The sequence below is a fragment of the Burkholderia stagnalis genome (genome assembly GCF_039848545.1).
GTDB classification, from domain to species: Bacteria; Pseudomonadota; Gammaproteobacteria; order Burkholderiales; family Burkholderiaceae; genus Burkholderia; species Burkholderia stagnalis.
The window spans coordinates 2,450,451-2,476,053 of sequence record NZ_CP156686.1 but is presented as its reverse complement, the minus strand read 5'-3'; the positions used below and the strand labels follow the sequence as shown (position 1 = coordinate 2,476,053).

29 protein-coding genes and 1 pseudogene are annotated in these 25,603 nt (G+C 67.0%); 17 read left to right on the top strand and 13 right to left on the bottom strand.

All coding sequences use genetic code 11. The features are described 5' to 3' along the window. Positions 1–32 precede the first annotated feature (32 nt). Positions 33–911: a response regulator gene (locus ABFO07_RS27780; protein ID WP_059890079.1), complete on the bottom strand. Its 879-nt coding sequence runs from the start codon at positions 909–911 to the stop codon at positions 33–35. A gap of 325 nt (positions 912–1,236) precedes the next feature. Between ABFO07_RS27780 and ABFO07_RS27775 the strand changes: the two genes are divergently transcribed. The 5 genes and pseudogenes from ABFO07_RS27775 to ABFO07_RS27755 all read left to right on the top strand — a co-directional run bounded on the left by ABFO07_RS27775 (position 1,237) and on the right by ABFO07_RS27755 (position 4,964). Continuing rightward, a complete protein-coding gene (locus ABFO07_RS27775; RefSeq protein ID WP_059890081.1) occupies positions 1,237–1,839 on the top strand; it encodes a tetratricopeptide repeat protein in 603 nt (200 codons plus the stop codon). Positions 1,840–1,959: 120 nt separating this feature from the next. Beyond that, on the top strand, positions 1,960–2,787 hold the full coding sequence (locus ABFO07_RS27770; protein WP_059564215.1) for a hypothetical protein: 828 nt from the start codon (positions 1,960–1,962) through the stop codon (positions 2,785–2,787). Positions 2,788–2,832: 45 nt separating this feature from the next. Beyond that, the gene (locus ABFO07_RS27765; protein ID WP_347468963.1) at positions 2,833–3,279 is read left to right on the top strand and encodes a hypothetical protein; all 447 of its coding nucleotides are present in this window, start codon (positions 2,833–2,835) and stop codon (positions 3,277–3,279) included. A gap of 168 nt (positions 3,280–3,447) precedes the next feature. Beyond that, positions 3,448–3,723 (top strand): annotated as a pseudogene (locus tag ABFO07_RS27760) (hypothetical protein); the annotation flags it as partial. A 599-nt stretch (positions 3,724–4,322) separates the two neighbouring features. Beyond that, positions 4,323–4,964, top strand: coding sequence for a response regulator (locus ABFO07_RS27755; RefSeq protein WP_059564212.1), 642 nt, complete (start codon positions 4,323–4,325; stop codon positions 4,962–4,964). Positions 4,965–5,027: 63 nt separating this feature from the next. On the opposite strand, the gene ABFO07_RS27750 is transcribed toward ABFO07_RS27755, so the two are convergent. Both ABFO07_RS27750 and ABFO07_RS27745 read right to left on the bottom strand, forming a co-directional pair. After that, a complete protein-coding gene (locus ABFO07_RS27750) occupies positions 5,028–5,660 on the bottom strand; it encodes a hypothetical protein (protein WP_347468960.1) in 633 nt (210 codons plus the stop codon). Between the two features lie 384 nt (positions 5,661–6,044). Next, positions 6,045–7,061: a 1-aminocyclopropane-1-carboxylate deaminase gene (locus tag ABFO07_RS27745; protein WP_059883591.1), complete on the bottom strand. Its 1,017-nt coding sequence runs from the start codon at positions 7,059–7,061 to the stop codon at positions 6,045–6,047. Positions 7,062–7,221: 160 nt separating this feature from the next. On the opposite strand from ABFO07_RS27745, the gene ABFO07_RS27740 reads away from it, so the two are divergent. Further along, positions 7,222–7,722: an Lrp/AsnC family transcriptional regulator gene (locus ABFO07_RS27740; protein WP_347468958.1), complete on the top strand. Its 501-nt coding sequence runs from the start codon at positions 7,222–7,224 to the stop codon at positions 7,720–7,722. A 16-nt stretch (positions 7,723–7,738) separates the two neighbouring features. Here ABFO07_RS27740 and mdeB read toward each other — a convergent pair whose 3' ends face one another. Beyond that, the gene (gene mdeB, locus ABFO07_RS27735) at positions 7,739–10,459 is read right to left on the bottom strand and encodes an alpha-ketoglutarate dehydrogenase (RefSeq protein WP_347468957.1); all 2,721 of its coding nucleotides are present in this window, start codon (positions 10,457–10,459) and stop codon (positions 7,739–7,741) included. A gap of 151 nt (positions 10,460–10,610) precedes the next feature. Here mdeB and ABFO07_RS27730 point away from each other — a divergent pair, with 151 nt between their 5' ends. Both ABFO07_RS27730 and ABFO07_RS27725 read left to right on the top strand, forming a co-directional pair. Beyond that, complete coding sequence (locus ABFO07_RS27730) at positions 10,611–11,138, top strand: Lrp/AsnC family transcriptional regulator (RefSeq protein WP_059564207.1); 528 nt, start codon at positions 10,611–10,613, stop codon at positions 11,136–11,138. Positions 11,139–11,173: 35 nt separating this feature from the next. Then, positions 11,174–11,614, top strand: a complete 441-nt coding sequence (locus ABFO07_RS27725) for a GNAT family N-acetyltransferase (protein WP_060158647.1) — start codon at positions 11,174–11,176, stop codon at positions 11,612–11,614. 18 nt (positions 11,615–11,632) lie between these two features. On the opposite strand, the gene blaOXA is transcribed toward ABFO07_RS27725, so the two are convergent. Then, positions 11,633–12,445, bottom strand: coding sequence for an OXA-1043 family class D beta-lactamase (blaOXA, locus tag ABFO07_RS27720; RefSeq protein WP_347468956.1), 813 nt, complete (start codon positions 12,443–12,445; stop codon positions 11,633–11,635). Between the two features lie 199 nt (positions 12,446–12,644). Here blaOXA and ABFO07_RS27715 point away from each other — a divergent pair, with 199 nt between their 5' ends. Next, positions 12,645–13,496: an AraC family transcriptional regulator gene (locus tag ABFO07_RS27715; protein WP_124491546.1), complete on the top strand. Its 852-nt coding sequence runs from the start codon at positions 12,645–12,647 to the stop codon at positions 13,494–13,496. Positions 13,497–13,539: 43 nt separating this feature from the next. Here the strand turns inward: ABFO07_RS27715 and ABFO07_RS27710 are convergent, their stop codons facing one another. Next, a complete protein-coding gene (locus ABFO07_RS27710; RefSeq protein ID WP_059564204.1) occupies positions 13,540–14,415 on the bottom strand; it encodes a LysR family transcriptional regulator in 876 nt (291 codons plus the stop codon). A 180-nt stretch (positions 14,416–14,595) separates the two neighbouring features. Between ABFO07_RS27710 and ABFO07_RS27705 the strand changes: the two genes are divergently transcribed. Both ABFO07_RS27705 and ABFO07_RS27700 read left to right on the top strand, forming a co-directional pair. Then, positions 14,596–15,915: a DUF3422 family protein gene (locus ABFO07_RS27705; RefSeq protein WP_059564203.1), complete on the top strand. Its 1,320-nt coding sequence runs from the start codon at positions 14,596–14,598 to the stop codon at positions 15,913–15,915. Between the two features lie 27 nt (positions 15,916–15,942). Beyond that, positions 15,943–16,143 (top strand): hypothetical protein, encoded by a 201-nt coding sequence (locus ABFO07_RS27700; protein ID WP_347468955.1) that lies wholly within the window; start codon positions 15,943–15,945, stop codon positions 16,141–16,143. Here the strand turns inward: ABFO07_RS27700 and ABFO07_RS27695 are convergent. The 4 genes from ABFO07_RS27695 to ABFO07_RS27680 all read right to left on the bottom strand — a co-directional run bounded on the left by ABFO07_RS27695 (position 16,134) and on the right by ABFO07_RS27680 (position 17,628). Continuing rightward, positions 16,134–16,487: a hypothetical protein gene (locus ABFO07_RS27695; RefSeq protein WP_063894739.1), complete on the bottom strand. Its 354-nt coding sequence runs from the start codon at positions 16,485–16,487 to the stop codon at positions 16,134–16,136. The genes ABFO07_RS27700 and ABFO07_RS27695 overlap by 10 nt on opposite strands. 22 nt (positions 16,488–16,509) lie before the next feature. Beyond that, positions 16,510–16,869 (bottom strand): hypothetical protein, encoded by a 360-nt coding sequence (locus tag ABFO07_RS27690; protein WP_059890106.1) that lies wholly within the window; start codon positions 16,867–16,869, stop codon positions 16,510–16,512. A 36-nt stretch (positions 16,870–16,905) separates the two neighbouring features. Next, positions 16,906–17,103, bottom strand: a complete 198-nt coding sequence (locus tag ABFO07_RS27685) for a hypothetical protein (protein WP_060272380.1) — start codon at positions 17,101–17,103, stop codon at positions 16,906–16,908. 99 nt (positions 17,104–17,202) lie between these two features. After that, positions 17,203–17,628 (bottom strand): hypothetical protein, encoded by a 426-nt coding sequence (locus ABFO07_RS27680; RefSeq protein WP_155636020.1) that lies wholly within the window; start codon positions 17,626–17,628, stop codon positions 17,203–17,205. Between the two features lie 363 nt (positions 17,629–17,991). Between ABFO07_RS27680 and ABFO07_RS27675 the strand changes: the two genes are divergently transcribed. From ABFO07_RS27675 to ABFO07_RS27665, 3 genes are all read left to right on the top strand, one after another. After that, complete coding sequence (locus tag ABFO07_RS27675; protein WP_059994696.1) at positions 17,992–18,426, top strand: GNAT family N-acetyltransferase; 435 nt, start codon at positions 17,992–17,994, stop codon at positions 18,424–18,426. Beyond that, positions 18,423–18,563, top strand: coding sequence for a hypothetical protein (locus ABFO07_RS27670; RefSeq protein ID WP_185626763.1), 141 nt, complete (start codon positions 18,423–18,425; stop codon positions 18,561–18,563). Before ABFO07_RS27675 ends, ABFO07_RS27670 begins: the two co-directional genes overlap by 4 nt. 90 nt (positions 18,564–18,653) lie before the next feature. Continuing rightward, complete coding sequence (locus ABFO07_RS27665) at positions 18,654–18,950, top strand: cupin domain-containing protein (RefSeq protein WP_059883543.1); 297 nt, start codon at positions 18,654–18,656, stop codon at positions 18,948–18,950. A 27-nt stretch (positions 18,951–18,977) separates the two neighbouring features. Here the strand turns inward: ABFO07_RS27665 and ABFO07_RS27660 are convergent, their stop codons facing one another. The 3 genes from ABFO07_RS27660 to ABFO07_RS27650 form a co-directional block, all read right to left on the bottom strand. After that, on the bottom strand, positions 18,978–20,462 hold the full coding sequence (locus tag ABFO07_RS27660; RefSeq protein ID WP_060014237.1) for an aldehyde dehydrogenase family protein: 1,485 nt from the start codon (positions 20,460–20,462) through the stop codon (positions 18,978–18,980). 23 nt (positions 20,463–20,485) lie between these two features. Then, entirely contained in the window at positions 20,486–21,436 is a 951-nt protein-coding gene (speB, locus tag ABFO07_RS27655; RefSeq protein ID WP_060014239.1) for an agmatinase, read from the bottom strand. Between the two features lie 132 nt (positions 21,437–21,568). Continuing rightward, a complete protein-coding gene (locus tag ABFO07_RS27650) occupies positions 21,569–22,414 on the bottom strand; it encodes a helix-turn-helix transcriptional regulator (protein ID WP_059883538.1) in 846 nt (281 codons plus the stop codon). Positions 22,415–22,603: 189 nt separating this feature from the next. Here ABFO07_RS27650 and ABFO07_RS27645 point away from each other — a divergent pair, with 189 nt between their 5' ends. The 3 genes from ABFO07_RS27645 (at position 22,604) to ABFO07_RS27635 (ending at position 25,586) form a co-directional block, all read left to right on the top strand. Beyond that, complete coding sequence (locus ABFO07_RS27645) at positions 22,604–22,948, top strand: cupin domain-containing protein (protein ID WP_059564195.1); 345 nt, start codon at positions 22,604–22,606, stop codon at positions 22,946–22,948. Between the two features lie 88 nt (positions 22,949–23,036). Next, positions 23,037–24,491: an NAD(P)/FAD-dependent oxidoreductase gene (locus ABFO07_RS27640; RefSeq protein ID WP_059564194.1), complete on the top strand. Its 1,455-nt coding sequence runs from the start codon at positions 23,037–23,039 to the stop codon at positions 24,489–24,491. 174 nt (positions 24,492–24,665) lie between these two features. Further along, the gene (locus ABFO07_RS27635; protein WP_059564242.1) at positions 24,666–25,586 is read left to right on the top strand and encodes a LysR family transcriptional regulator; all 921 of its coding nucleotides are present in this window, start codon (positions 24,666–24,668) and stop codon (positions 25,584–25,586) included. The last annotated feature ends 17 nt before the right edge of the window (positions 25,587–25,603 follow it).

Sequence of the window (25,603 nt, the reverse complement as noted above, 5' to 3'; positions counted from 1 at the left end):
TGTTTTCTCGTTTGGTGTCGCGTGTCGGGCGTTCAACCCGTGTGCGCGTTGAACGGTTGGGCAATCTTCAGCTCGCGCGCCACCTCGGCGAACAGGATCGGCAGCCGCACCGGCTTTTCCTCGCAGCGCGCATTGAACTGCGACATCACGCGTGCGATTTCGTCCTCGCTTGCCTCGCCGGTGGAGATCTTGCCCGTCAGCAGGAAGATCGGCGCATCGCCATTTTCGCTCGAACGGATGCTGCGCACGAGATCCGCGGAGGTCTGGTCGCCGAGCATCCAGTCGAGGATGTAGCCGTCGAAATCCTCGACCGCCAGCGCCTTGCGGAACGATTCGCCATCGTAGTACGGGATCGCGTTCACGCCTTTTTCGATGAAGTATTCGCATACCGTCTCGGCCACGTCCGGCGAATCGTCCACCACGGCGATGCGCGCCGCGTACGCGTTCTGCGGGGTGGAGCGCAGCTCGATCAGGTCGACCGGATAGGTGCGTCCGTCGCGCGCGTGCTGGCGCTCCATGACGAGCCATTCGCCCTGCGACTGCATCGCGACGAAATCCGTTTCGCCATGGCTGCTGGCCTTCGTCGCGATCGCGGCGCGGCAGCGGAAGCGCCGCGATTCGATCACGAGCGTCGCGTCGAGCATCTCGGGCGCGGCCGCGCCGGCGTGCGCGCCCTTGTCGTCGAGCAGGATCGCGGGCGGCACGCCGAAGTGCGTCGCGATGTCGTGGAGCTGAGACAGGTTCCACGGGATCAGGCCTTTCATCTTGCGGGTGACGACGGAGAAGCTGAGGCCGAGCACATTCGCGATCGTCGTGTTGTGGCTGCGCGGCGGCACGCCGTTTCGGGTCAGGAGGTCGCGCACCTTGGTGGCGGTGATGAGATCGGCATTGGCCTGCTCGCTGGTGGGCATCTCGATGGGGTCTCCGGTGGTTTTCGCGTGGAAGCATAGCAAAGTTGACGTGCTATGCAAACTTTAAATAGAAGAATCGGCTTGACATGCCATTTTTCTCCATTATTATTGCTCACCACGTCACTATTGTTTGTCGCGTCATGTTTAAGCGCGGCGACAAAAGATGACAAACGATTAAAAAGTGGGAACCTGAGAGAGCCTTGGGCCGCGCGTCGGCGCCGTCGGACTTTGCTGTCTGTCCGCGGCGCCGCGCCGACCAGGTTTAGCGCTCACGGGGGCGCGATAGCTCGAATTGCGGCGCCAATAAAACTTGAGGACCGTAAAAATGTATCGCCGTCTACTCGCATCGGGGCTGCTGTCGATGCTGCTGGCCGCTTGTGCGCAGAACCCGTCAGCCAGCAACGTGGTGCGCATCTGCGACGAAACAGGTTGCTCTGATCGGCCGAAAGATCAGGTCTCCTACCAAAAGAAGGACGATGACGGGGACCGGGAAGACCCGCGCATCGCCGCGCTGAAGCAGGCCGCGAAGGCCCAGCCGAAGGCCGCCTACGATCTCGGGCTGCGCTATTTCCGCGGCGACGGCGTGCGCCAGGACAGCTACCAGGCGCTCAAGTGGATGCGCGAGGCCGCCGAGCGCGGCGACCTGCGCGCGCAGAAGGCGCTGGGCGCGTTCTATCTGTTCGGGCTGGAGGAGATGGGCTCGGATGCGCGCGAGGCGGAGAAGTGGTTGTCGATCGCGGTAGCGCGCGGCGACAAGGAGTCGAAAAAACTGCTCGAGCAGGCGCGAGCGGACAAAAAGGCCGACGAAGAAGACTACAAATGGCGCACGCAATGGCGTGACTGGCGTGACGTCTATTACGGCTACTGGTATTCGGGCTATCCGTATTACGGCGTCTGGCAGCAGACGACCTGGTACTACGGCTATTGACCGGTACCACAAGCATCGGGGCGGCAGCGGGGAGACCACCATCGCGCGCCTTGCCGGGGGCTTATCGAGGTTCGCACGGACGCATAAGCCGGACATCGACTCAAATATATCGATAACGACATGAAGACCATCCTCACCAACCGTCTCACACAATGTGCACTGACCGCGGCACTGGCCGCTTCCGTTGCCGCATGCGGCGGCATCGTTTCGCCGGGCGGCCAGAACGCCGGCGTGACCGGCGCGGCCGCGGGCGGCGCGAGCGCGGGCGCGGATTCGACGCTGCAGCGTTGCCCGTCGCCGCTCGGCACGATCGCGGTCGACGACGGCCGTAACGCCGACTGGTGGGGCCCGTTCGGCAGCGCGACCAAGATCACCACCATCGATCCGCTGCTGCGCCTCGCGGTGCAGCAGTCGAACTGCTTCGTGATCACGTCGATCGGCAACCAGAAGTCCGACGCGCGCCTGACGCGCATCACGCAGATGCAGCGCAATTCCGGCGAATACCGTGCAGGCTCGAAGCAGCAGAAGGGCCAGCGCGTCGCGGCCGACTACTACATGGAACCGCAGATCGTCATCAACGATTCGCCGATCGGCGGCATCGGCAGCATGGTCGGCGGCCTGATCGGCAACAGCGCGATCGCGGCGGTGGCGGGCCACCTGCAGACGAAGGCGTCGGTCGTCACGCTGACGCTGTTCGACGTGCGCTCGGCCGTGCAGATCGCCGCGTCGGAAGGCAGCTCGACGGCGACCAACTACGGTGCGGCGCTGGCCGGCTTCGGCGGCGGCGTGGGCGGCGGCCTGGCTGGCTTCTCGACCACGCCGGAAGGCAAGGCGACCGTGGTCGCGTTCATCGACGCGTACAACAAGATGGTCGTCGCGCTGCGCAACTACAAGGCGCAGGACGTCAAGGGCGGCCTGGGCCGCGGCGGCCAGCTGCAGGTCAACTGAAGCCTCCCGGGCCGGCGGGCGCGACCGCCGGCCGACGCCTGATTGATGTTCGGCGGCGACATGGCGTGGGTCCATGTCAAGGACCGGACGCAGGCGCCCGCCTTCGCGCACCCGTCCGCGGCGACTCGGACGACCTGCGCGGGCTTCGTCCAGCCGTCGAACGATCCGGGTGCGCAGGGGACGGCCTGTCTCGGCGATCTCGCGCTCGGCGGCACCGCATCGTTCTATTTCGAGCAATCGAACCGCGCGGGATTCCGGTGCACGACGCTCGATCCGCAGGCGCAGAATCGAGCCGCTCGTCGCTTGCCGGCATGCGTCGCGGCCCCGCGCATGCCGGCGCCTAACACGCCGTTTCGTTTCCACGTGGGCGACCGGATGCGCGTTCCGTTTCCCCAGTTCCCTCCGCCGAGCGACCGAGTCGCCGACCGAGTCGCCGACCGAAACGCGTCCTGTCCCGGCAATTTTTCGCCCCGGAATTCGTCCAAGTTCTAAATATCATTTCGAACAAATTTGACCTGTACGAAATAGTTCATACGAAGTGGACGCGCGCCCGGGCGTTTGGCATCGTCGGAAATTGATTTCCACCATCGGTGATTTCCGCAGCGGCCCCGCGAGCCGAAGCGGCAACGTTTCCGCCGTGCGCAATCCTTGCCGTCCGTCATGCCGCAGAGCCTGCTTCAATCCTTCCGCCGCGACCGGAGCATTTCGATGCTCGGGGGCGGCATCGTCGTCATCGTCCTGGCCCTGGTCGCCTGCGGTCTCGGGACGGTTTCGATCGTCCCGGGATATGTCAAGGGCGAGCGGCGAAATTGCCTGAACGGCCTGGAACAGACGCTCAACGAAATCCAGGTGAGCGAAACCTCGCTCCGCAATGGCGTCGCGAATGCGCAATCGATCTGGCGAGAGGCCGGCAGCGCACCGGCGCCCGTCGTCGACGATGCACGGCCGGTTCGATCGATCACGGGCGCACGCTGGCCGTACGTTGTGTGTCGCGGATGATGACGCCGTCGACGCGGGACGCCGATACGTATGTACGAGACAACAAGGGCAGGGTGCCGCCGCCGCAAGCCGCGCGGCAAGTTTCAAATCAACGAAGGAGAAAAAGGCCGTGCGCCACGCGGGGACGATAGTTGCACTGCTGCTCGATTGCTCGACGTTGTCGGAGAGATCCAGAAAGGAATTTCTGACGATGATGAACGAGTTTCTGCTCATGCCGCCGTATCGGAACAGGCGCGCGATCAGGAAATGGATGGATCGTGCGCCCGGCGATGCGCACTAGCCGTCCGGAGATCCGATCAGCCGATAACACGCTGCCGTGCCGGGCACTCGGCGCGCATCGCGTTTTCGCATTCTGCCGTGAGGCGACTCGATGTCCGGTGCGGCTCGGATATCGGGCGAAGCCGGATTTATCTTAAAATTAGCCGCGTTTTGTCCGGTGTGCCGAATGCGGCCGGCCGTCGACACAATGGCGCGAACCTGTACGCCGTCCAGACGGATACCGGACGCGTGACAGAAAGTCTCGGGGAAACAGGAACATGGACGAATTCTTTGTGCGCGTGATGGTGGCGGATGATCATCCGGCATCCGCGCTCGGCATGTCGCAGGCGCTGCAAGGCAACGGCACGATCAAGCTGGTCGGCACCGTTTCGAACTCGACGGATCTGGTTGCGGCGCTCGATGCGCAGCAGAGCGACGTGCTCGTGCTCGACTATGTGATGCCGGGCGGCAAGTACGGCGACGGTCTCGTGCTGCTGTCGTTTCTCCAGCGCCGCTATCCCGCGCTGCATATCGTGACGATCACGATGATCGACAATCCGAGCGTGCTGCGCGCGATCCACAAGCAGGGCGTGAGCTGCATCCTGAGCAAGTCGGACGCGATCTCGCACCTGATCGGCGCCGTGCACGCGGCATTCGTCGGGGCGAATTACCTGTCGCCCTTCATCAAGCAGTTGCTGCAGGATGTCGAGGTCGCGCGCGCGCTCACGACGCGCGAGATCGAGGTCGTCCGGCTGTTCAGCGCCGGCTTTACGGTCGGCGAAATCGCCGCACAGCTGCATCGCAGCAAGCAGACCATCAGTTCGCAGAAGTCGAGCGCGATGAGGAAGCTCGGCATCGTCCGGGACGCAGACCTGATCCGCTATGCGGACGAAGGGGTCCTGCCTGATTCGGCGGAGTAGGGCGCGCCCCGGCAGGCGGCACGCCCTTCGGCCCGGGATGCCCGGCGCCAGCAGCAGATGCTGTCATACGGTGGCGTCGCGATGGCGGCATTCATTCCGTTGTGCACGCGGTTCGTCATGCGGCTTGCCGTCGAACAGCGCGAACTGGCGCGCCGGCTCGTCGATGCCGGCCGCGCGCCCGAGCGCGGAATGGGCGACGAGCCGCGACGCGGCCAGCGAGGCGCCGCTGGCGACGGACCACAGCAGATACCACGCGGCCGGCACGAACGACGGGCCGTAGAGCGCGCACATTGCGAGCGCCGCGCCTGACTGGGCGAGCGCCCATGCGATACAGGCGCGGATCGCGATCCGTTGCGCCGACCGTTCGCGCGGCGCGCGATAGAGGCCGAATGCCGGAAACAGGACCAGCGCGAAAATCGTCGCGCAGGCGACGATGGCCACCGAGCGGGCGAGAAATGAGTTGCCTTCGGGCAGAACCGGCGCCGCCGCCAGCGCGCTGAGCGCGATCACTGCGACATCCGACTTGCGCGCGCCCCGCCCTTGTGCCGCCGACCGCATCTCTGCCCGGTCATGTTCGTTTGCCGTGTGCATATAACCCTTCGTTACCGTTTCGTTGGACGTGGCGTCCGCTGCCTCGCGCAAGGCGCAACCTGCCGCGCCCGCATGAAGGCGGGCGTGGCGCGAATTCCGTTTCACGGGAAGGGTTGACGCGAGGCGGGGCGCTGCTTCGTCGGTCGATTGCGTGCGTCGTGACGCTTAGATCTGGTCCGATGCCGGCGTGGAAACAGGCGATGCGCCGCAATCGATTCGACTTGCATCGATTGTCGATAACCGGACGCGTGATTTAAATGGGACGTGTATTAAATGAAATGCTCGCCTGTTAGTACGAGTACGAATTCGTTCGAATGGGCATTTCAAATACCGGGGGGATGCGCGAGGGGCGGCGTGACGGCCGCGGCGATCTTCGACGAGGCGGGGGCGGGGCGGGTGGCATGGCGGGCAGTATCGGCTGGCTGATCGGAACCCGAAGCGTGATTGCCGCTGCGGCGCGCATCTTGGCGCGCGCCGCAGCGCACCGCGTCAGCCGTCCCGGAAAATGAAGCTGTACGCGCTCAACGCCGGCACGCCGCCGAGATGCGCATACAGCACCTTCGAGCCGGGCTCGAATTCGCCGCGCCGCACCTTGTCGATCATCCCGTGCATCGACTTGCCTTCATAGACGGGGTCGGTCAGCACGCCTTCGAGCCGCGCGCACAGCCGGATCGCCTCGAGCGTGCCGTCGTTCGGCAGCCCATACTCGGGGCCGCCGTAGCGCGTGTCGAGCACGACGTCCTGCGCGCCGATGTCGCGCCCGAGCCCGACGAGTTCGGCCGTATGCCGCGCGATTCGCGTGATCTGCTCGCGGGTTTGCTCGGGTTTCGCGGATGCATCGATGCCGATCACGCGATCGGCGCGCCCGTCGGCCGCGAAGCCGACGATCATGCCGGCCTGCGTGCTGCCCGTCACCGAGCACACGACGACGTAGTCGAACTTGAAGCCGAGTTCGGCTTCCTGCGCGCGCACTTCCTCGGCGAAGCCGACGAAGCCGAGGCCGCCGAGCGGATGCTCGGAACATCCGGCCGGAATCGGATACGGCTTGCCGCCCGCCTGCCGCACGCTTTCCAGCGCGTCTTCCCAGCTGCGGCGGATGCCGATGTCGAAGCCGTCCGGCACGAGCCGCACGTCGGCGCCCATGATGCGCGACATCTCGATGTTGCCGACGCGGTCGTACACGGCGTCGTAGTAATTGACCCAGTTTTCCTGCACGAGCACGCATTTCATGCCGAGATGCGCGGCGACGGCCGCGACCTGGCGCGTCTGGTTCGACTGGATGCCGCCGATCGACACCAGCGTGTCGGCCCCCTGCGCGAGCGCGTCGGGAATCAGGTACTCGAGCTTGCGGGTCTTGTTGCCGCCGAACGCGAGGCCGCTGTTGCAGTCCTCGCGCTTCGCGTACAGCTCGACCTTGCCGCCGAGATGCTCGCTCAGGCGCTTGAGCGGCTGGATCGGCGTCGGGCCGAAGGTCAGCGGATAGCGGGGGAAGCGTTGCAGGTTCATCGACTGTCTCCGTAAAGGGCGCCGCATGCGTGACGCGATGAAAAAATGATAGGCAAGCACGCACGAAATGAGCTTGCGAAATAAATCTGCAAGGCCTACGTTTGTGACGAAATCATCGACTGCAAGACAACTGTCGTTCGTCATGAAGGAGAAAGATGCAATGAAATTAGGCAAGCCATCGGCGGCCGCGCCGGATGCCGCGCCGGTGCTCGATCGCATCGATCGCGCCATCCTCCGGCAATTGCAGCAGGACGCGTCGATCTCGAACGTCGCGCTCGCCGCGAAGGTGAAGCTGAGCGCGCCCGCGTGCCTGCGGCGCGTCGAGCGGCTCAAGGAGGTGGGGCTGATTCGGCGGATCGTCGCGCTGCTGGAGCCGAAGGCGCTCGGCGCGGGGATGCTGGTCGTGATCGGCTTCGTGCTCGACCGCTCGACGCCGGAGGCGTTCGCCGCGTTCGAGAAGGCCGCGCAGAAGGTGTCAGGGTGCGTCGAATGCCATGTGGTGACCGGCGAGTTCGACTACTTCATGCTGGTGCGCACGCGCGACAGCGAAAGTTTCAACCGGCTGCACGCGGAGCAGCTGCTGTACCTGCCGGGCGTGCGGCAGGTGCGCAGTTTCATGGTGCTGAAGGAGATCCTGTCGACGCATGCGCTGCCGCTGTAGCGCGGCAGCGCGATGCTCAACGCTGCCAGGGCGCGTCGCCCGGCGGCGCGGCCTGCAGATAGCGTTCGCGCGCGGCGCGCACGATGCCGGCGTCGATCTCGCGCTCGTCCGCAAGCGCCTTCAGCGCGGCGATCACGATGCTCGCGCGATCCACCTCGAAGAACGACCGCAGCGCCTGCCGCGTGTCGCTGCGCCCGAAGCCGTCGGTGCCGAGCGTCACGTAGCGGCGCGGCACGTACGCGCGGATCAGCTCGGGCACCGCGCGCACGTAGTCGGTCGCGGCGATCACCGGGCCGCGCGACGCGGCGAGTGCCTCCGTCACGTAGGGTGTGACGTCCGCGTCGCCGAGCCGCGATTGCCGTTCGGCGTCCATCCCGTCGCGTTGCAGTTCGGAGAAGCTCGTGACGCTCCACACCGCCGCGTCGATTCCCCAGTCGTCCTGCAGCATCCGCTGCGCGGCGAGCACCTCGCCGAGAATCGCGCCCGCGCCGAGCAACTGCACGCGCGCGCTTGCCAGCCTGTCCGGCGCCAGCGGATAGATGCCCTTCAGAATCCCTTCGCGCAACGCCTGAGGATCGCCTGCGGGCGCGGACGGCTGCGCATAGTTCTCGTTCGTCACCGTCACGTAATAGAACACGTCGCGCTGCTGCTCGACCATCTCGCGCATGCCGGCGTCGACGATCGTCGCGACCTCGTACGCGAACGCCGGATCGTACGCGCGGCAGTTCGGGATCGTCGACGCGGCGAGATGGCTGCTGCCGTCCTGGTGCTGCAGCCCTTCGCCGCCGAGCGTCGTGCGGCCCGACGTCGCGCCGACGAGAAAGCCGCGCGCACGCTGGTCGGCGGCGGCCCAGATCAGGTCGCCGATGCGCTGGAAGCCGAACATCGAGTAGTAGATGTAGAACGGCAGCATCGGCAGGTCGTGCACGCTGTACGCCGTCGCCGCCGCGATCCACGACGAGATCGCGCCGGCCTCCGAAATCCCTTCCTCGAGAATCTGGCCGCGCGTGTCCTCGCGGTAGTACAGCATCGAGCCGAGGTCTTCCGGCTCGTAGCGCTGCCCGAGCGGCGAATAGATGCCGACCTGCCGGAACAGGTTGGCCATGCCGAACGTGCGCGCCTCGTCCGCGACGATCGGCACGACCCGCTCGCCGATCGCCTTGTCCTTCAGCAGCGCGGCGAGGATGCGCACGAGCGCCATCGTCGTCGACATCTCGCGGCCCGCCGCATCGAGCGCGAACGCCCCCCAGGCCGGCAACGAAGGGACGGTCAGCCCCTTCGTCGCCGCTCTCCGCCTTCTGGGCAGACAGCCTCCCAGGGCAGCCCGGCGTGCATGCAGGTAGCGCATCTCCGGGCTGTCTTCCGCTGGTTTGTAAAACGTGAGCTGCTCGACGTCGTTGTCCGACAGCGGCAGCCGGAAACGGTCGCGGAAGCCCTTCAGGTCGTCGACGTCGAGCTTCTTCTGCTGATGGGTCGTCATCCGGCCCTGGCCGGCCGTGCCCATCCCGTAGCCTTTCATCGTTTTCGCGAGGATCACCGTCGGCTGGCCGCGGTGCGCGAGCGCGCGCGCATACGCGGCGTGCAGCTTGCGCGCGTCGTGGCCGCCGCGGCGCAGGCGGTCGATCTCGGCATCGGTGAGCTGCGCGGCCAGCGCTTCGAGCGCCGGATCCCGGCTGAAGAAGCGCGCGCGGTTGTACGCGCCGTCGTTCGCGGAGAAGGTCTGGAACTGGCCGTCCACCGTATCCGCGAACGCGCGGGCCAGTGCGCCGGCGTGATCGCGCGCGAACAGCGGATCCCAGTCGGAGCCCCACAGCACCTTGATCACGTTCCAGCCGGCGCCCGCGAACAGCGCCTCGAGCTCGTCGATCACGCGGCCGTTGCCGCGCACCGGGCCGTCGAGCCGCTGCAGGTTGCAGTTGATCACGAACACCAGGTTGTCGAGCCCCTCGCGCGCGGCGAGCGACAGCGCGCCGAGCGATTCGGGCTCGTCCATCTCGCCGTCGCCGAAGAAGCCCCACACCGTGCGGCCGGCCGTGTTCGCGAGGCCGCGATGCTGCAGGTAGCGCATGAAGCGCGCCTGGTAGATCGCGTTGATCGGGCCGATGCCCATCGAGCCGGTCGGGAACTGCCAGAAATCCGGCATCAGCCACGGGTGCGGATACGAGCACAGGCCGGGCCCGGCGATTTCGCGGCGGTAGTGCTTCAGGTGGTCTTCGCTCAGGAAGCCTTCGAGATACGCGCGCGCATAGACGCCCGGCGACGAATGCGGCTGGAAGTAGACGAGGTCGCCGCCCGCGCCTGCTCCGCCCGCCGGCGCGGCCGCGCGGAAGAAATGGTTGAAGCCGACCTCGAACAGGTCGGACGCCGACGCATAGCTCGCGATATGGCCGCCGAGCTCGCCGTATGCGCGGTTCGCGCGTACGACCATCGCGAGCGCGTTCCAGCGCAGCGCGGCGGACAGCCGGTCCTCGAGTTCGAGGTCGCCCGGATAGGGCGGCTGTTCGTCGACCGGGATGGTGTTCACGTAGCGCGTGACGGGCGTGCGCACGGCCGCGAGCCCGTTGGCCCGCGCGTGCTCGGCGAGCCGGTCGAGCAGGTATTGCGCGCGCTCCCGGCCGACGTGCGCGAGGACCGCATCGAGCGCGTCGAGCCACTCGCCGGTTTCCTCGGGGTCGGCGTCGGCGTGCAGGCTGCCGGCGCGCTTCGTTGCGTCGATACCGCTCGATAAATCCGTCATCGCAGGTCTCCGGCGCGCCGCGGGAGGGGCGCGCATCCACGGAGTCATGCTACGCGCCAGTCCGCAAAATATGCGTCTGAATTCATTGGGAATTTGCGCCGGGATAGTGTAAATATTCCGGCTGTATCCACGTTTCCGGAAAATTTGCACCATGAGCTCGAATCCCCGGCGGCTCGACCGCATCGACATCGGCATCCTGAACCAGCTTCAGCAGAACGCGCGGATCACGAACGCGGAGCTCGCGCGCGCGGTGAACCTGTCGGCCACGCCGTGCTTCAACCGCGTGCGCGCGCTCGAGAAGCTCGGGCTGTTCCGGCAGCAGGTGACGCTGCTCGACCCCGAGCCGCTCGGCCTGCGCATCAACGTGTTCATCCAGGTGAGCCTCGAGAAGCAGGTCGAGGACGCGCTGCAGCGTTTCGAGGAAGCGATCTCGCAGCGGCCCGAGGTGATGGAGTGCTATTTGATGTCGGGCGACGCCGACTACCTGCTGCGCGTCGTGATGCCCGACATGCGCACGCTCGAACGCTTCATCATCGATCGGCTGACGACGATTCCGGGCGTGTCGAACATCCGCTCGAGCTTCGCGCTGAAGCAGGTGCGCTACAAGACGGCGCTGCCGCTGCCGGCGGCGGGGCTGACGCTCGTCGATCCGGACGAGGCGGCGTCGGACTGGAGCTGAGCGTGGCGACCGTCTCACCCACCCCACGCGACAACATGGGCATGCTGATTCGCGCTTACCGGCATACCGACCTGCACACCCTGTCGGCCATCTGGTTCGACGCGTCGATGCTCGCGCATCCGTTTCTCGGCGAGGCGCGCTTGCGACGGCAGCGCGCGCTCGTCGAGGACGTCTATCTGCCCGGCGCGGAAACCTGGGTCGCCTGCCTGGGTGACGAGCCGGCCGGTTTCATCGGCCTGCTCGACGGATCGATCGGCGGCCTGTTCGTGGCCCCGGCGATGCAGGGCCGCGGCATCGGCCGCGCGCTGGTCGCGCATGCGCTGGCGCTCAAGGGCGTGCTCGAACTGGAGGTGTACGCGGACAACCGCGCCGCCCGCGCATTCTATGAACGGCTCGGTTTCGAGGAGATCTCGCGGCGCGCGGAGGATGACGACGGCGCGCCGTTCGCGAATATCCGGATGCGGTCGGCAGGCTGACATTGCGCGGGCCGGCGCTCATCGCGGCTGCGCGGCATCGGCGAGCGCGGGCAGCGCATCGAGGAACGCGTCGCGCGAGCGCATGCCGGCGTTCGGGCGCAGCGGCGTCTCGTCCTGGATCAGGTTCGCGAACACCAGCGTGCGCGGCCCCTTCGTCGCCCAGCCGACGAACCAGCCGTACGCGTGCGCCGCGTCGTATTGCACGCCGGGCGAGCCGGTGCCCGTCTTGCCGTGCACGGTCCAGCCGCCCGGCTGCGCGTCGATGCGCGTGAGGCGCGCCGTCATGTCGTACGCATGCGCGCTGACCGGCAGCGTCCGGTTGACGAGCCTGCTCATGAACGCGACCTGTTCGCGCGGCGAGATCCGCAGCGACCCGTTGGCCCACGCGCCCGTCACGCCGTTCAGTTCGCCCTGCTGGCTCGTGACGTCGGCGTTGCCGTAGCCGAACGCGGTCGTGTACTGCTGGAAGCGCGCCTGGCCGAGCGCCTGCGCGACCTGCTGCGAATACCAGAAGATCGAGAGCCGCATCCAGCGGGCCGGGTCGGTCGGCTCGCGCCATGCGGCGCCGCCCCAGTCGGGATAGCCGTCGCGATAGTCGAGCGTCGGCGTGTGCTCGTCCTTCAGGAACCCCGCGTCGTAGCCCATCAGGCTGATTGCCACCTTGAACGTCGACGCGGACGTCACGCGGGTGGCGCAGTCGCCTTGCTCGACGAGGACCTGGCCGGTGGCGGCATCGGCGACGAGGGTGCAGAGAGGTTTGGCGTGGGCGGCGGAGACGGCGAGTGCGCCCGCCGCCAGGGCGAACAGCGTGCATTGCAACGGGTTCGGCATGAGGTCCTCGGAAAGGGGATTCGTTGTTCGTTTTTGGATCAGGCTCATGGCGGTGGCCCCGTGCTGCGGTGCCGCCCGCGACATTGTAGGGGCGGTGTGGCGTATCGGTCGCTCAGCCGCGGTCACCGCGCTGCAAGAACGATCAAATGGCCCCGCCGTCGGTGTCGTATAGTCCCTCCGACATCTTCTCGGGCACGCCATGAATCCAGTTGGAAAAGCGTTGTGGTTTATCGAAAACGAACTGGGCGACGAACTGACGCTCGACCGGATTTCCGCCGATTGCGGCATGTCGCGCTTCGGCTTTTCGCGCCTCTTTTCGATGAATACCGGTTGGCCGGTCATGCGCTACGTCCGGTCCAGGCGGCTGACGCGCGCGGCGCGGACGCTGGCGCAGGGCGCGCCGGATATCTTTCGCGTGGCGCTCGATGCCGGATATGGTTCTCATGAAGCATTTACCCGTGCCTTCCGCGATCTTTTCGGCGTAACGCCCGATGAGGTGCGCGCGCGGCGCAGTCTCGATGGCCTGTCTCTCGTGGAGCCGTTACGCATGAAAGAAATGAAAATCGTGGCGCTTGCGCCGCCGCGCTTCGAAGTCTCCGAAAAGCGGTTGATCGCGGGCATGAGCGACCGGTTTACTTTTGCAACCAATGAAGGGATTCCGGCGCTCTGGCAAACCTTCATCCCATACATCGGCAGCCTGCCCGATCAGGTCGACGATGTGACTTACGGCGTGTGCTGCAACCCGGATGCGGATGGCAGCTTTGAATATGTCGCGGGCGTCGCGGTGACGCGTCGCGACCGGTTGCCGGCCTCGTTTCGTTGCGTCGAAATCGAACCGCGACGGTACGCGGTCTTTGAACATCGCGGGCATATCTCCACGATTCATCAGACCGTGTACAGCATCTGGAACGGATGGCTGCCGAATTCGGGATTCAAGGCGGCGGACGCGCCCGAGTTCGAACGCTACAGCGAGGATTTCGATCCCGTTGCGGGTACCGGGGTGCTTGAGATCTGGGTGCCGATAGAAGATGCGACGGATCGACCCGACTGATCGAAGCGCGCATCGGTTCCATCCGAACGAGGCGTGCTGCCTGTCAAGCCTCCGCCGTCTGCCCCGTCTGCCGCTGCAGATCGTCCATGATCTGCTCCGCGAGGAAGTCGCACGGCGGCCGCTTCGACTTGGTGCTGCGCGCGAGGATCAGCTCGAGCGGCGGCATGTCGGGCAGCCCGTGCGAGCGCCCGAGCACCGACAGCTGCGGCGGAATCGCGCAGCGCGCGAGCGGCGCGACCGCGAGCCCCGCTTCCACCATGCTGAGCAGGCCGAGCAGGCTCGGGCTTTCGTACGAGGTGCGGTACGGCAGCTTCGCGCGTTCGAGGCTGCGGATCGCGTTCTCGCGCGCGACGCTGCCCGGCATGAACACCGCGATCGGCAGCGGCCGCTCCTCCCACACACGCGGCCCGTTCGTCATCGCCGCCCATGCCATCGGCTCGTGGCGCACGAAGTCGCCCGACAGCCCCTTCACGCGCGTGCCGCACACGAGGTCGACGGTGCCGTCCTTGATCAGCGGCGCGAGCGCGCTGCTCGGCAGGCCGATCACCTGGATCTCGACCTTCGGATACGACGCCGAGAATTTCTTAAGCACTGAAGGAAGAAGCGACGACGCGTAGTCGTCCGGCACGCCGATCACCACCTTGCCCGTGACCTCCGGCCGCACCACGGCGGCCCACGCCTCGTCGCGCAGCGCGAGCATGCGCCGCGCGAAACCCAGCAGCACCTCGCCCTCGCGCGTCAGCACGATGCTGCGCGGGCGGCGCACGAACAGCGGCCGCCCCAGCGCGTCCTCGAGGCTCTTGATCTGCATGCTGACGGCGGATTGCGAGCGGTTCACGGCTTCGGCGGCGCGGGTCATGTTGCCGGTCTCGGCCACCGCGACGACGGTGGCCAGCACGTCGTGATCGAGCATCTTCATCGGTATCAGGAAAACTGAACGTAACGATCAGCATTATGCGTTTTTATTGTCGTTATGTGTCTGCCATAGTGCGATCGGGCAGGCGAAACCGCTGCCGCCGCCGGTTCGTCGGGCTGTTCCCGGCGACGGAGGCGCGCGTGCCGGGCCGGCGGGGTTGAACAAGGAAAGCATGGTGTCTCGATGATGGACCATCCGTTGCGCGCCGCACTGGCCGCCGAACTGCATGCGCGGCCGTTCCTGCGGCTGGCCGAAGCCGTGTCGCTCACTCACTACGCGATCTATTCGGATGGCGAAGCGGCGATCCACGAAACGCTGCTGCACGCGCTGTGCCGCGACGCCGGCATTGCCGCGCCGCATGACGGCGCGACGCACTACGCGGTGCAGTCGCCGAGCGGCTGGCACCTGAAGTGGGAGCGTCACACCGAATTCTCGACCTTCACGTTCGTCGCGCCGCGCCGCGACACGGGCTATTTCGACGATCTCGCGATCGAAGGCATTCCGGCCGACTGGTTCGCACGCCTGAACGGCATCCGCTTCGTCGCGGTGCGCATGGAGCTGCTGTCCGGCGACGCCGCGCGGCTCGTCTGCGCGGACATGCGGCGCTGGATCGACGGGCCGATTCTCGTCGGCAGCAACGTGCTCGGCGGCGGCCAGGTGTTCTGCGACTGGCACGTGCGGCCCGACGGCTTCATGCGCTTTCTCGTCGTCGACGAGGATTTCCGCGAAGAGCAGGGCGGCCGCCTGCTGCAGCGTCTCTATGAAATCGAAACCTACCGGATGATGGCGCTGCTCGCGCTGCCGGTCGCGCGGCGGATGAGCCGCGAGCTCGACGAGATCCACGCGTCGCTGCAGGCGCTGATGCAGAGCATGGACGCGGGCGGCGCGCACGGCGACGACGCGGCGCTGCTGGTCAAGCTCACGCACCTGGCGGTGCGCGTCGAATCGCTGTCGGGATCGGGCGGGCGTTTCAGCGCATCGCGCGCGTACGAGAAGCTCGTGCTCGCGCGCATCCAGGAGCTGCGCGAGGAGCGCATCGAAGGGATGCCGACGATCGCGGAATTCATGGAACGGCGCTTCGCGCCGGCGATGGAGACGTGCCGAAGCGTGTGGGCGCGCCACGAGCAGATCGCCGCGCGCATCGCGCGTGCGGTGGACCTGCTGCGCACGCGCGTCAATCTCGCGCAGGAAAAGGACGTCACGCGGCTGCTGGCCGGCATGGAGCGCACCGCGCGCAACCAGCTGCATCTGCAGCACGCGGTCGAAGGCCTGTCCGTCGCGGCGATCTCGTATTACGTGCTGTCGCTCGCGGCTGCCGCGTTCAAGGCGCTGCACGTGCTGAGCCTGCCGGTCGATCCGGAGCTGGCGGAAGGGCTGCTGATCGCGCCGGTCGTGCTCGGGGTGATCCACATCACGCGGCGCACCCGTGCGCATCTCGCGAAGGCGGATGGCGCGCACGATGGCGAGGCGGCGCGGGCGGTGAAGTTGAAGCAGGTGGTTTGAACATCAATGACAAGCAAAGGAACGGAGATGACTTTTTCGCAGATGCAGGCTGGTTTTTTCGTCGCGATGGACGATTTCGTGGAGCCGATGCAGGACAACGCAGGCGCGGCGGACGACGCCCGCGTGTCGTCGTATCAGGCCGTGTTGCAGGAGCCGATGGTGTCGCTCGTCGGCAGCACGAGCGACCGGCCGGACGTCGCGACGGTTGCGATTCTCGGCTACAACTGAGCGCGCGGTGGCGGCAGTTCGGTCGCCACGTCATCGCGCTGACATCCGACGGGGACGCTGCGGCCCGGATCCGGCCATTGCGATTGGCTGAACAGTTCGTCGACGATCTTGCTCGCGGCATCGTGTCCGCCCGTCAGCGCGTCGACTTCAGTGTTGAAAGGCCGGCCGACCACGTCGCCATAGCGCAGCGGCGAGAAGGTCGCGACGACGTGCCCGGCCTGAAGCACGCGTACCACCGCGACGTAGCCCGCGTGCATCGCCGTTCGATCGACGGGACGAAAGGTGAAATCCGACTCGACTGACACTTCGAGCGTGAACCCGTGATGTTCGTAGGTGCGCATCATCGTCTGCTCCGTATGCAGGTGCTCAGGTCCCGTGTGTCGAAGACTGGCGCCCCATCGCCGTGAATTCTCCGGAGTCGTCCGGCACGTTGACCTTCATGCTTGCGGCCGCGTCGGCGGCTGGCCGGGAGGCGTGTCCGGAACGGAGCTGGCGGCTCGCCGCGTCGATTGCATCGAGCCGTGCCAGCAGTGCGTTGACCCGCGGCTGCAGGTCTTGCGGAACGCCGGCAATGGCGCCGATGCGTACGCGCCAGTAGCTCAACATGGCGGCGGCTTTCCTGCGGCCGGTATGCTTGCCTCGAACGACATGCTCGAGCTGCGAGAGCATCGCGTCGATCAGCTCCAGTTCCTGAGCAACGTAGATCCGGTAATACATCGTTTTCATCAGTTGCTCCGTGACATGTGATCGCCCGGTCGTCCGTCAATGTGTTCGCGTGACGGCCCGCAGCAGCAATTCACCGTCATGCGTCACACTGGGGCGGTGCGCGCCGGACGCATGTCGTTCGAGCACGACGAGTTGCTGCTCGAGCAACGTATCCAGTTCTTCGCGGTTCATGTCGATCTGGTCGGGCGACGACTTGATCAACATGAGCACCGAAAATTCATGCGGGCTCAGCATGGTTGTCTCCTGAAACACGGAATGGGCAGTTGTCCTGCCTTATGTGGCGTCAGACAAGGCGACGTCGTGTCGCGATCGCTCCTCTCGCGTCGCGGGTGATCAATGTCGTTTGGGAAACGCAATGGGGTCTGCGATGGTGCCGACCACCTTCAGCGCCGGATGCCGGCGAACGGCTTCGCGTGGATCGTTTTCCCGGCGGCCATATGCGGCCCCGGGATTGGACACGACTTCCAGGTGGATCGGCGTGATCGTCACGCACAGGGGCGCTTCGCCGAGTGAAGCGACGATGTCGGCTTTGCTCAGCGAACGGGATCCGATCACGTCGACCGTCATTGATTCCACGCCCGTCCCGCGTTCGACCTCCATGCTCCAGCGGCACACCCTGGCGCCGCCATGCGCGAGGCATCGCCACACTGCGATGACTTTCAGCTTGCCCGCGGCGGCACGGATCGACAGCCTTTGAATCATCATCTCAATGGCCTGTGAAGTGACTTCCCAGGCACTGGGAAGCAGTCTGGCGAGCATACGGCACGGGTTGCCGGAAAGTACACGTCACGGATGTGTACGTAAATTCAGCTTTACGGACGGCCTTGCGGGATATGGGCTGCAGCGGTATCTCGCCACCGGTGCGCAGTGGTATGCGTGGTGGGGCCGCCACCTTGACGAATGCTTTCAACTGACCGGAGGGAATGCGATTCGAATGGCATGAATGCGCTATCACACATCCGTGCAATGCATGTGCTTGAACGATATTTTCGATTGCGTCGGATCTTGTCGTCGTACGGCTGACATTCCGTGCCCCAATTGGGCGATTCGAGAGCATTGCGAGTTGGGGCGGCATGTCAGAATGACCGGCCTGCCACTTCGCCATGGACCCCCGTTGCCCACATGACCGCGCAATCGAACGTCACCATCCAGCTCGCCGCCGTCGGACAGCCCGCCGCGCGCGACGCCATCAGCCGCAAGCTCAACGCGTTCAACGATGCGATCACAGGGCAGCCGGACAACACCGCGCTCGATCTCTACGTGACCGATCCGCACACTGGCGAAGTGCTCGGCGGGCTGGTCGGCCGCACGTCGCTGGGGCTGTTCTTCGTCGATCTGCTGTACGTGCCCGAATCGCTGCGCAAGGACGGCCTCGGCAGCAAGCTGCTGAACGACGCGGAAGCGGAGGCGAAACGGCGCGGCTGCGCGCGCGCCGTGCTCTATACGATCACGTTCCAGGCGCCCGCGTTCTACGAGAAGCACGGGTATCGCGTGTTCGGCGAGGTGCCGTGCGAGCCGGCGGGGGCGGCTCGGGTGTTCATGGTCAAGGCGCTTTGAGCGGTTGCAAGCCCGACCCGCTCGGCGCGCCCGACTGGTTCCTGCCGCTCGCGCCGGCGGCGGCGTTCGCGTTCCTGGCGGTGGCCTTTGCCGCGTGGCGGCTGGGGGTGCGCAAGTACACGTCGACCGGCACCTGAAGCGCACCGTACCGGACAATTTCCGCCGTACTGTACCGCCAGGCGTGTGAGCTTTCTGACGATACTCGTGTCTTTCCAGGAGACCGTCCGATGCCCCTCGTCGATTTCACATCCGTCGCTGCCGAGCAAACGCAAGCATGGAAATCCTCGCTTGTCGGCAAAGTAGGCCCGGCCAACGTCAAGGTGCTTCGCATGGATGCGCAGCCCTACGACGAGGAGATTCACGACTACAACGAGGGTTTGCTGGTCGTCGACGGACGGCTTCTGCTTCAGGTCGGCGCGGAGACGGTCGCCGTGGAAGCCGGGCAGATGTATCTCGCGTTGGCAGGGACTGCACACGCCGTCCTGCCCGGCAGCCACGGGACGCTCGTCGTCATCGACGTGTAAAGGCGGCTGACACGCGCGCCGGCACTATCAGTCGATCGCGCGCATCGCGTGCCGCAGCTCCTGATAGCTGCGCAGCCCCGCGACACCGAGTTCACGGCCGATCCCGCTCAAGCCGAACCCGCCCCAGCACACGTGCGGATAAATGAGCTGCGGCGTATTGATCCACACGAGCCCCGCGCGCACGCGTGCCTGATAACGCTTCGCCTGCGCCGCGTCGCGCGTGACGACAGTTGCGACGAGCCCGTAGCGCGTGTCGTTCGCGAGCGCGATCGCCTCGTCGTCGGTGCGAAACGACTTCACGCACGCGACCGGGCCGAACACTTCGTCGGCCCACAGCACGTTGTCGGCGGCCGGTTCCGCGATCACGACCGGCGCCATGAAGTAGCCGTCGCCGCGCGCGTCGGCCACGCGGCCGCTGAACGCGACCTGCGCGCCGCTGTCGATCCCCTGCCGCAGCATTGCCTCGACGCGCGCGCGGTGTGCAGCCGAGATCAGCGGCCCCATCGCGACGTTCGCCGCCTCCGGCGGCGCGACGACGAGCGCGCGCACGGCCGTCTCGAACGCGGCCATGAAGCTGCGATACAGGCTGTCGTGCACGAGAATGCGCGCGGTGGCCGAGCACATCTGGCCCGCGTTCGTGAAGGCGCCGGCAACCGCGAGCGCCACCGCAGCATCGAGATCGGCGTCATCGCGGACGATCAGCGCGGACTTGCCGCCAAGCTCGAGCGTCACGCGCTTCATGTCGTCGGCGGCGGCGCGCATCACTTTCCTGCCGGCGGCGGTGCTGCCGGTGAACGAGATCTTGTCGATCAGCGGATGCGCGGCGAGCGCCGCGCCGACATCCGCGCCGCCGTTCACGATGTTCACGACGCCGTCCGGCACGCCGGCCTCGGCGACGATGTCGAGCAGCGCGTGTTCGGCCGGCGACGTCAGTTCCGACGGCTTGAGCACCGCCGCGCAGCCGGCGGCCAGCGCGGGCGCGAGCTTCCACGCGGTCGTCACCATCGGGAAATTCCACGGCACGATCAGCGCGGCCACGCCGAGCGCATCGTAAAAGCGCTCGGCCGTCACGGTCTCGCTCGGCAGCGCGACCGGTTCCGCCGCGAACGTCGCCGGATCGGCGCACAGCGCGGCGTAGTACGCGAACGTCGCGGCGATGTCACCGACGTCGGCATCGGCCTCGAGCGGCGGCTTGCCGCTGACCTGCATCTGCAGCGCCGCGAGGCGCGCGCGGTCGGCTTCGACCAGCTCGGCGATCTTCGCGAGGATCTTGCCGCGCGCGGCGGGCGGCGTGTCGCACCAGCCGGCGAGCGCATCGCGCGCGGTGCGCACCGCGCGGTCGACGTGCTCGGCCGAAGCGAATTCCTGCCAGCCGAGCGTGTCGCCGGTCGCGGCGTTGAACAGCGGCGCGCCGGCATCGTCGGCGTGCGCGCGGATATGTTCGCCGGCGATGCGCGCGGCGGGCAGCACGAGCGTCGCGGCGGCGGCGGGGGAAAGCGGTGCGATGGACATGGTGGCGATCCTGATGGTCGGGTTCAACGGTAGGCGACGCCCGGCATCACGCAGAGCATCTCGAACGCGAGATTCGCGCCGACGAGCGCGGTCGTGCCGACCGGGTCGTAAGGCGGCGACACTTCGACGAGATCGGCGCCGACGAGATTGAGTCCCTTCATCCCGCGCACGATCTCGAGCCCTTGCTGCACCGTCAGGCCGCCGACTTCCGGCGTGCCGGTGCCCGGCGCGTAGGCCGGGTCGATGCCGTCGATGTCGAAGCTGATGTAGACGGGGGTGTCGCCGATCCGCTCGCGCACTTCCTGCATCAGCGGCGCGAGCGACTTGTTCCAGCATTCCTCGGCCTGGACGACGCGGAAGCCCTGCTCGCGGCACCAGTCGAAATCGTCGGCGTGGTAGCCGGTGCCGCGCAGGCCGATCTGCGTGACCTTGTCGCACTGCAGGAGGCCGTCCTCCACCGCGCGGCGGAACGGCGTGCCGTGCGCGATCTTCTCGCCGAACATCGTGTCGTTGACGTCCGCGTGCGCGTCGACGTGCACCACCGCGACCTTGCCGTACTTGCGGTGCAGCGCGCGCAGGATCGGCCACGCGATCGTGTGGTCGCCGCCGAGCGTAATCGGCCGGCAGCCGTTCGCGACGATCGCGTCGTAGGCGGCCTCGATGCGGCGCACCGAGTCCTTCAGGTCGTACGGGTTGGTCGCGACGTCGCCGAGGTCGGCCACCTGCAGCGAATCGAACGGCGCGGCGCGCGTCGCCATGTTGTACGGGCGCAGCAGCACGGATTCGCTGCGGATCTGGCGCGGGCCGAAGCGCGCGCCCGACCGGTTCGACGTGCCGAGATCGAGCGGCACGCCGACGAAGCACGCGTCGAGCCCGTCGGTCGTGTCGGCCTGCGGCAGACGCATCATCGTGGCGATGCCGCCGAAGCGCGGCATCTCGTTGCCGCCCATCGGCTGGTTCAGTTCGCGGTGCATGGGGGCCGTCTCCTCTGTCTGGTGAACAACGATCGGCCGATGGTAGAGGAGAACGCCCGCGCGAAGATTTCGAAGTCGCAACGTTTACATCGAGCGGATTCGATGCAAGCGGGGGAGGCTGCGGAATGCCGGTCAGCCCGCGAGCGCATCGGGCACGGCGCTGCCCCACGCGGCCAGCTCGCGCTTGGTGCGCACGCCGAGCTTCGCGAACGCGCGCTTCACGTACGACTCCGCCGATGCGACGCGCACGCCGAGGATGTCGGCGGTTTCGGGCACCGTCTTGCCCGACAGCAGGTGCTTGCAGGTTTCGTATTCGCGCTTCGACAGGCGGATGCCGTCCGCCGCGAGGCGCGCGTCGAATTGCGCGAGCGGATGGCGGTCGGGCGTCGGGTGCGCGACGCGCCGCGCGGCGGTGGTCGACGCGTGCAGTTCGAGCAGCGGGAACAGCACATCGCTGACGCTGCGAAAGCGGTTCATCTCGGCGAGCGTGAACGGCGGCTGGTCGCGCCCGCGCTCCAGCGCGATCGAATGCTGCGAGTAGCGGGTGCCGCGCGCGAGCACGCATTCGTGCCCGATGCGCACGTCGTCGAACAGGCGCTGGCGGAATTCGCCGGGCGGGATCGCGGCGATGTCGCGCACCACGAGCAGCGTGCCCGTCTTGCCGCGCAGGCCCGCGAACAGCGGGTCGCTGTCGAGGAAGCGCTCGTAGTAGAGCGTCATCACGTCGGAGATCTCCGACGACGCCGTGCCGATGCCGCTGCTGCCGATCCACTCGCACCGGTAGCCGGTCGGCATCGTGCCGTCGACCCGCGAACGTTCGACATGCGCGACGTCGAGCGGCACCACCTGGTTCAGCAGCTGGGTCAGCCGCGGCACGAAATGCGGGGTGCCGACGGTCTCGATGAGTTCGCCCAACGTCTTGAACGACACGTTGCACGTTTCGCCGTCGCGAGGGAAGGGGTTCACGTTGAGCAGCATGCGGATTCCCCGGGGTGGAAAGCCCGCGGATTGTAGCGTTCGGAACGGCGCGCGTCTGTAAGGGGAAGTACGGCCATGCGCCACGGGCCGAGGAAAACGCCGCTTGTCCCCCCCGAAGGGGGGCATACCGGGGCCGCGCGAATGCGTAACGTTGCTCCTGCTTTCTCAATCACGACGCGAACACTTCAGATGACTAAATTGATCAAGGACATCCTGCCGCTCGGCGCCAACGTCGGCGCCTTCACGAAGCTCGATTTCGGCATGGACGAAAGCGACTGGCGCGCGGCCGAAGGCAACAGCGGCAACTACATCGTCGGCTGGTGGGAGGGCAAGGTCGGCGCGGTCGACTTCCCGGAAACCGCCGCAGACGAAGCCGTGTGGCTCGTCGAGGGCCGGATCGCATTGACCGACGTCGAAGGCAATCGCCGGGAATTCGCGCCGGGCGAGGGCTACCTGCTGCCGGCCGGCTTCGCGGGCCGCTGGGAAACGCTCGAGGACGCGAAGAAGTTCTACGTGCTGCTCGAGAAGGCGTGATGCCCGTGGCCGCTGCCGCGCGTCGTCCGTGCGACGCGCGCGACGGCGGCGCGTGCCGCGATGCAATGTCATGGCTGAGATCAGGAACATGGAAGTCAAGGAAGCGAAACAGACCGCGCCGGCCACGCCCCACGCACTGCGTGGCGCGCCGGCCGCATTGAGCGTCGACGAGGCGCTCGCCGATACGAAGCTGTTCCCGTACTGGCTCGACAACCCGGCCGCGCCGGCGCCCGAGCCCGAACTCGTCGGCGACGCGCGCGCCGACCTGCTGATCGTCGGCGGCGGCTTCACGGGGCTGTGGGCGGCCGTGCAGGCCAAGGAACAGATGCCGCACCTGAACGTGGTGCTGATCGAGGCGGACAAGGTCGCGCACGGCGCGTCGGGCCGCGCGGGCGGGATCATCTCGACGTCGGTGATGCACGGGCTGCCGAACGCGGTGCGCGTGTTTCCGAACGACATCGCGCAGCTCGAAACCTTCGGCCACCACAACCTCGACGGCTTCGAGGAGACGCTGAAGCGCTATGACATCGACGCCGATATCGAATGGAACGGCGAGATGACCGTCGCGGTCGATCCCGACCATCTCGCGCACCTGCGCGGCGACTACGACCTGCACCGCGAGTACGGCCACGATGTGGTGCTGCTCGACCGCGACGAGACGCTCGCGCAGCTCGCGTCGCCGCTGTTCGCGGGCGCGCTGTGGTCGCGCAACCGCAGCGGCATCGTGCATCCGGCGAAGCTCGCGTGGGGCCTGAAGCGCGCGGCGCTGTCGCTCGGCGTGAAGCTGTACGAGCACACGCCGCTCATGACGGTGACCGACGAAGGCGGCACGGTGTACGTGACGACGCCGAAGGGCAGCGTGCGCGCGCCGCGCGTGGTGTTCGGCAGCGGCACCGCGAAAGTCGGGATTCCCGACATCAACCGCCGCGTAATGCAGGTGCGCGACCATGTGCTCGCGACCGAGCCGCTCACCGACGCGCAGCTTGCGCGGATCGGCTGGAAGAACCGCCAGGGCGTGTACGACACGCGCACGCAGCTCAATTACTTCCGGCTGACGAAGCACAACAACATCATCTTCGGCGGCCTCGTCAGCTATCACTTCGACGGCGATCCGGCGCCGCGCCAGGACGGCGAGCGCGAAACCTACCACCGGCTCGCGCAGGCGTTCTACCGGACCTTCCCGCAACTGTGCGACGTGCGTTTCTCGCACGCGTGGGGCGGCCCGATCGACTACTGCTCGCGCGGTTCGGTGTTCGCGAAGCGCTATCTCGGCGGCAAGGCGGTGTTCGTCGCCGGCTACACGGGCTTCGGCGTCGCGGCGAGCCGGTTCGGCGCGTTCATGGGGCTGAACATCCTGTTCGATCGCGACAGCCCGGAACGCCAGCTCGACATCGCGAACCAGAGCCCGAGCTACATCCCGCCGGAGCCGATGCGCTGGGTGGCCGCGAAGATCACGTTCCATGCGTTCGACGGCGCGGATGCCGAAGGCGGCTGGAAGCGCGCGTGGATCAACGGCATCAAGGCGATGGGCTTCCCGATGTAACGACGCGCGGCGGCCCGCGCGGGGCTGCCGCGTGCACGAAGGAGACAGTCCGCGGCGCGCGCCGATGCCGATGGCGGCGCGCGCGGTCGAACGGATGCATCGGCGATGGCGGCAGGCGGCGCACAGTGCGCATGCCGGGCCGACGCAACGCGCGCACGCGCAGCGGCATTCAGCATGTTCTCGAATACCACCGATCTCGATCTCCGGCTCATCAGGGTGTTCCTGGCCGTCGTCGACGCGCGCGGCATCACCGCCGCCGAGGCGTCGCTCGGCGTGCGGCAGTCGACGATCAGCACGCAGCTCTCCGCGCTCGAGGCGCGGGTCGGCTTCAAGCTGTGCGACCGCGGCCGCGGCGGCTTTCGGCTGACGTCGAAGGGCGAGCGCTTCGCGGCGACCGCGCGCACGCTCGTCACCGCGACGTCCGAGTTCGTCGCGCGGGTGCGCGACATCGACCGCAAGCTGGTCGGCACGCTGTCGATCGGCCTGATCGGGCAGGCGCCGCTCGTCGAGAACGCGCGCGTCGCGGAAGCGATCGGCGCGTTTCGCAAGCGCGACCAGGCCGTGACGTTCGCGATGAAGGTCGCTTCACCGCAGGAGCTCGAGGAAAGCCTCGTCAACAACCAGCTCGATCTCGCGATCGGCTATTTCTGGCATCGCGTGCCGGGGCTGCTGTATACGCCGCTGTTCGCCGAGCGGCAGGTGATCTACTGCGGGCGCGGGCATCCGCTGTTCCATGCGTCGCGCCCCGTGACGGCCACCGACCTGCAGGCGCACGACTGGGTGTGGCGCACCTATCCGGTGCCGGAGGAAACCTGCCCGCTGCCCGAGCGGCGCGTGACCGCGAGCGCGGACAGCATCGAGGCCGCGACGATCCTGATCCTGTCGGGCGGACATCTCGGCTACCTGCCCGCGCACCACGCGGAGCCGTTCGAGCAGCGCGGCCTCGTGCGCGCGATCGGCCGCGACAGCTTCGGCTTCGACGTGCCGCTGCATCTCGCAATGAAGCGCAGCGCGGCCGACAAGCCGATCGTCGACGCGTTCTGCGAGGACTTGCTGCGCGCGTTCAACATCAAGGCGGTTGCGCAGGCCGCGTAGGGGCGGCAGTGGCGCGG

Bases quoted from the DNA above. Each gene is read 5' to 3' on its own strand.
- ABFO07_RS27660 (WP_060014237.1), bottom strand. From the start codon at position 20,462: ATGTCCATCGCACCGCTTTCCCCCGCCGCCGCCGCGACGCTCGTGCTG.
- ABFO07_RS27740 (WP_347468958.1), top strand. From the start codon at position 7,222: ATGAAATTAGGCAAGCCATCGGCGGCCGCGCCGGATGCCGCGCCGGTG.
- ABFO07_RS27650 (WP_059883538.1), bottom strand. From the start codon at position 22,414: ATGCTGCTCAACGTGAACCCCTTCCCTCGCGACGGCGAAACGTGCAAC.
- ABFO07_RS27680 (WP_155636020.1), bottom strand. From the start codon at position 17,628: ATGCTCGCCAGACTGCTTCCCAGTGCCTGGGAAGTCACTTCACAGGCC.
- ABFO07_RS27780 (WP_059890079.1), bottom strand. From the start codon at position 911: ATGCCCACCAGCGAGCAGGCCAATGCCGATCTCATCACCGCCACCAAG.
- speB (WP_060014239.1), bottom strand. From the start codon at position 21,436: ATGCACCGCGAACTGAACCAGCCGATGGGCGGCAACGAGATGCCGCGC.
- ABFO07_RS27695 (WP_063894739.1), bottom strand. From the start codon at position 16,487: ATGATGCGCACCTACGAACATCACGGGTTCACGCTCGAAGTGTCAGTC.
- ABFO07_RS27770 (WP_059564215.1), top strand. From the start codon at position 1,960: ATGAAGACCATCCTCACCAACCGTCTCACACAATGTGCACTGACCGCG.
- ABFO07_RS27700 (WP_347468955.1), top strand. From the start codon at position 15,943: ATGACTTTTTCGCAGATGCAGGCTGGTTTTTTCGTCGCGATGGACGAT.
- ABFO07_RS27665 (WP_059883543.1), top strand. From the start codon at position 18,654: ATGCCCCTCGTCGATTTCACATCCGTCGCTGCCGAGCAAACGCAAGCA.
- ABFO07_RS27645 (WP_059564195.1), top strand. From the start codon at position 22,604: ATGACTAAATTGATCAAGGACATCCTGCCGCTCGGCGCCAACGTCGGC.
- ABFO07_RS27690 (WP_059890106.1), bottom strand. From the start codon at position 16,869: ATGAAAACGATGTATTACCGGATCTACGTTGCTCAGGAACTGGAGCTG.
- ABFO07_RS27675 (WP_059994696.1), top strand. From the start codon at position 17,992: ATGACCGCGCAATCGAACGTCACCATCCAGCTCGCCGCCGTCGGACAG.
- ABFO07_RS27685 (WP_060272380.1), bottom strand. From the start codon at position 17,103: ATGCTGAGCCCGCATGAATTTTCGGTGCTCATGTTGATCAAGTCGTCG.
- ABFO07_RS27730 (WP_059564207.1), top strand. From the start codon at position 10,611: ATGAGCTCGAATCCCCGGCGGCTCGACCGCATCGACATCGGCATCCTG.
- ABFO07_RS27710 (WP_059564204.1), bottom strand. From the start codon at position 14,415: ATGAAGATGCTCGATCACGACGTGCTGGCCACCGTCGTCGCGGTGGCC.
- ABFO07_RS27715 (WP_124491546.1), top strand. From the start codon at position 12,645: ATGAATCCAGTTGGAAAAGCGTTGTGGTTTATCGAAAACGAACTGGGC.
- blaOXA (WP_347468956.1), bottom strand. From the start codon at position 12,445: ATGCCGAACCCGTTGCAATGCACGCTGTTCGCCCTGGCGGCGGGCGCA.
- ABFO07_RS27775 (WP_059890081.1), top strand. From the start codon at position 1,237: ATGTATCGCCGTCTACTCGCATCGGGGCTGCTGTCGATGCTGCTGGCC.
- mdeB (WP_347468957.1), bottom strand. From the start codon at position 10,459: ATGACGGATTTATCGAGCGGTATCGACGCAACGAAGCGCGCCGGCAGC.
- ABFO07_RS27640 (WP_059564194.1), top strand. From the start codon at position 23,037: ATGGAAGTCAAGGAAGCGAAACAGACCGCGCCGGCCACGCCCCACGCA.
- ABFO07_RS27755 (WP_059564212.1), top strand. From the start codon at position 4,323: ATGGACGAATTCTTTGTGCGCGTGATGGTGGCGGATGATCATCCGGCA.
- ABFO07_RS27765 (WP_347468963.1), top strand. From the start codon at position 2,833: ATGTTCGGCGGCGACATGGCGTGGGTCCATGTCAAGGACCGGACGCAG.
- ABFO07_RS27725 (WP_060158647.1), top strand. From the start codon at position 11,174: ATGGGCATGCTGATTCGCGCTTACCGGCATACCGACCTGCACACCCTG.
- ABFO07_RS27745 (WP_059883591.1), bottom strand. From the start codon at position 7,061: ATGAACCTGCAACGCTTCCCCCGCTATCCGCTGACCTTCGGCCCGACG.
- ABFO07_RS27635 (WP_059564242.1), top strand. From the start codon at position 24,666: ATGTTCTCGAATACCACCGATCTCGATCTCCGGCTCATCAGGGTGTTC.
- ABFO07_RS27705 (WP_059564203.1), top strand. From the start codon at position 14,596: ATGATGGACCATCCGTTGCGCGCCGCACTGGCCGCCGAACTGCATGCG.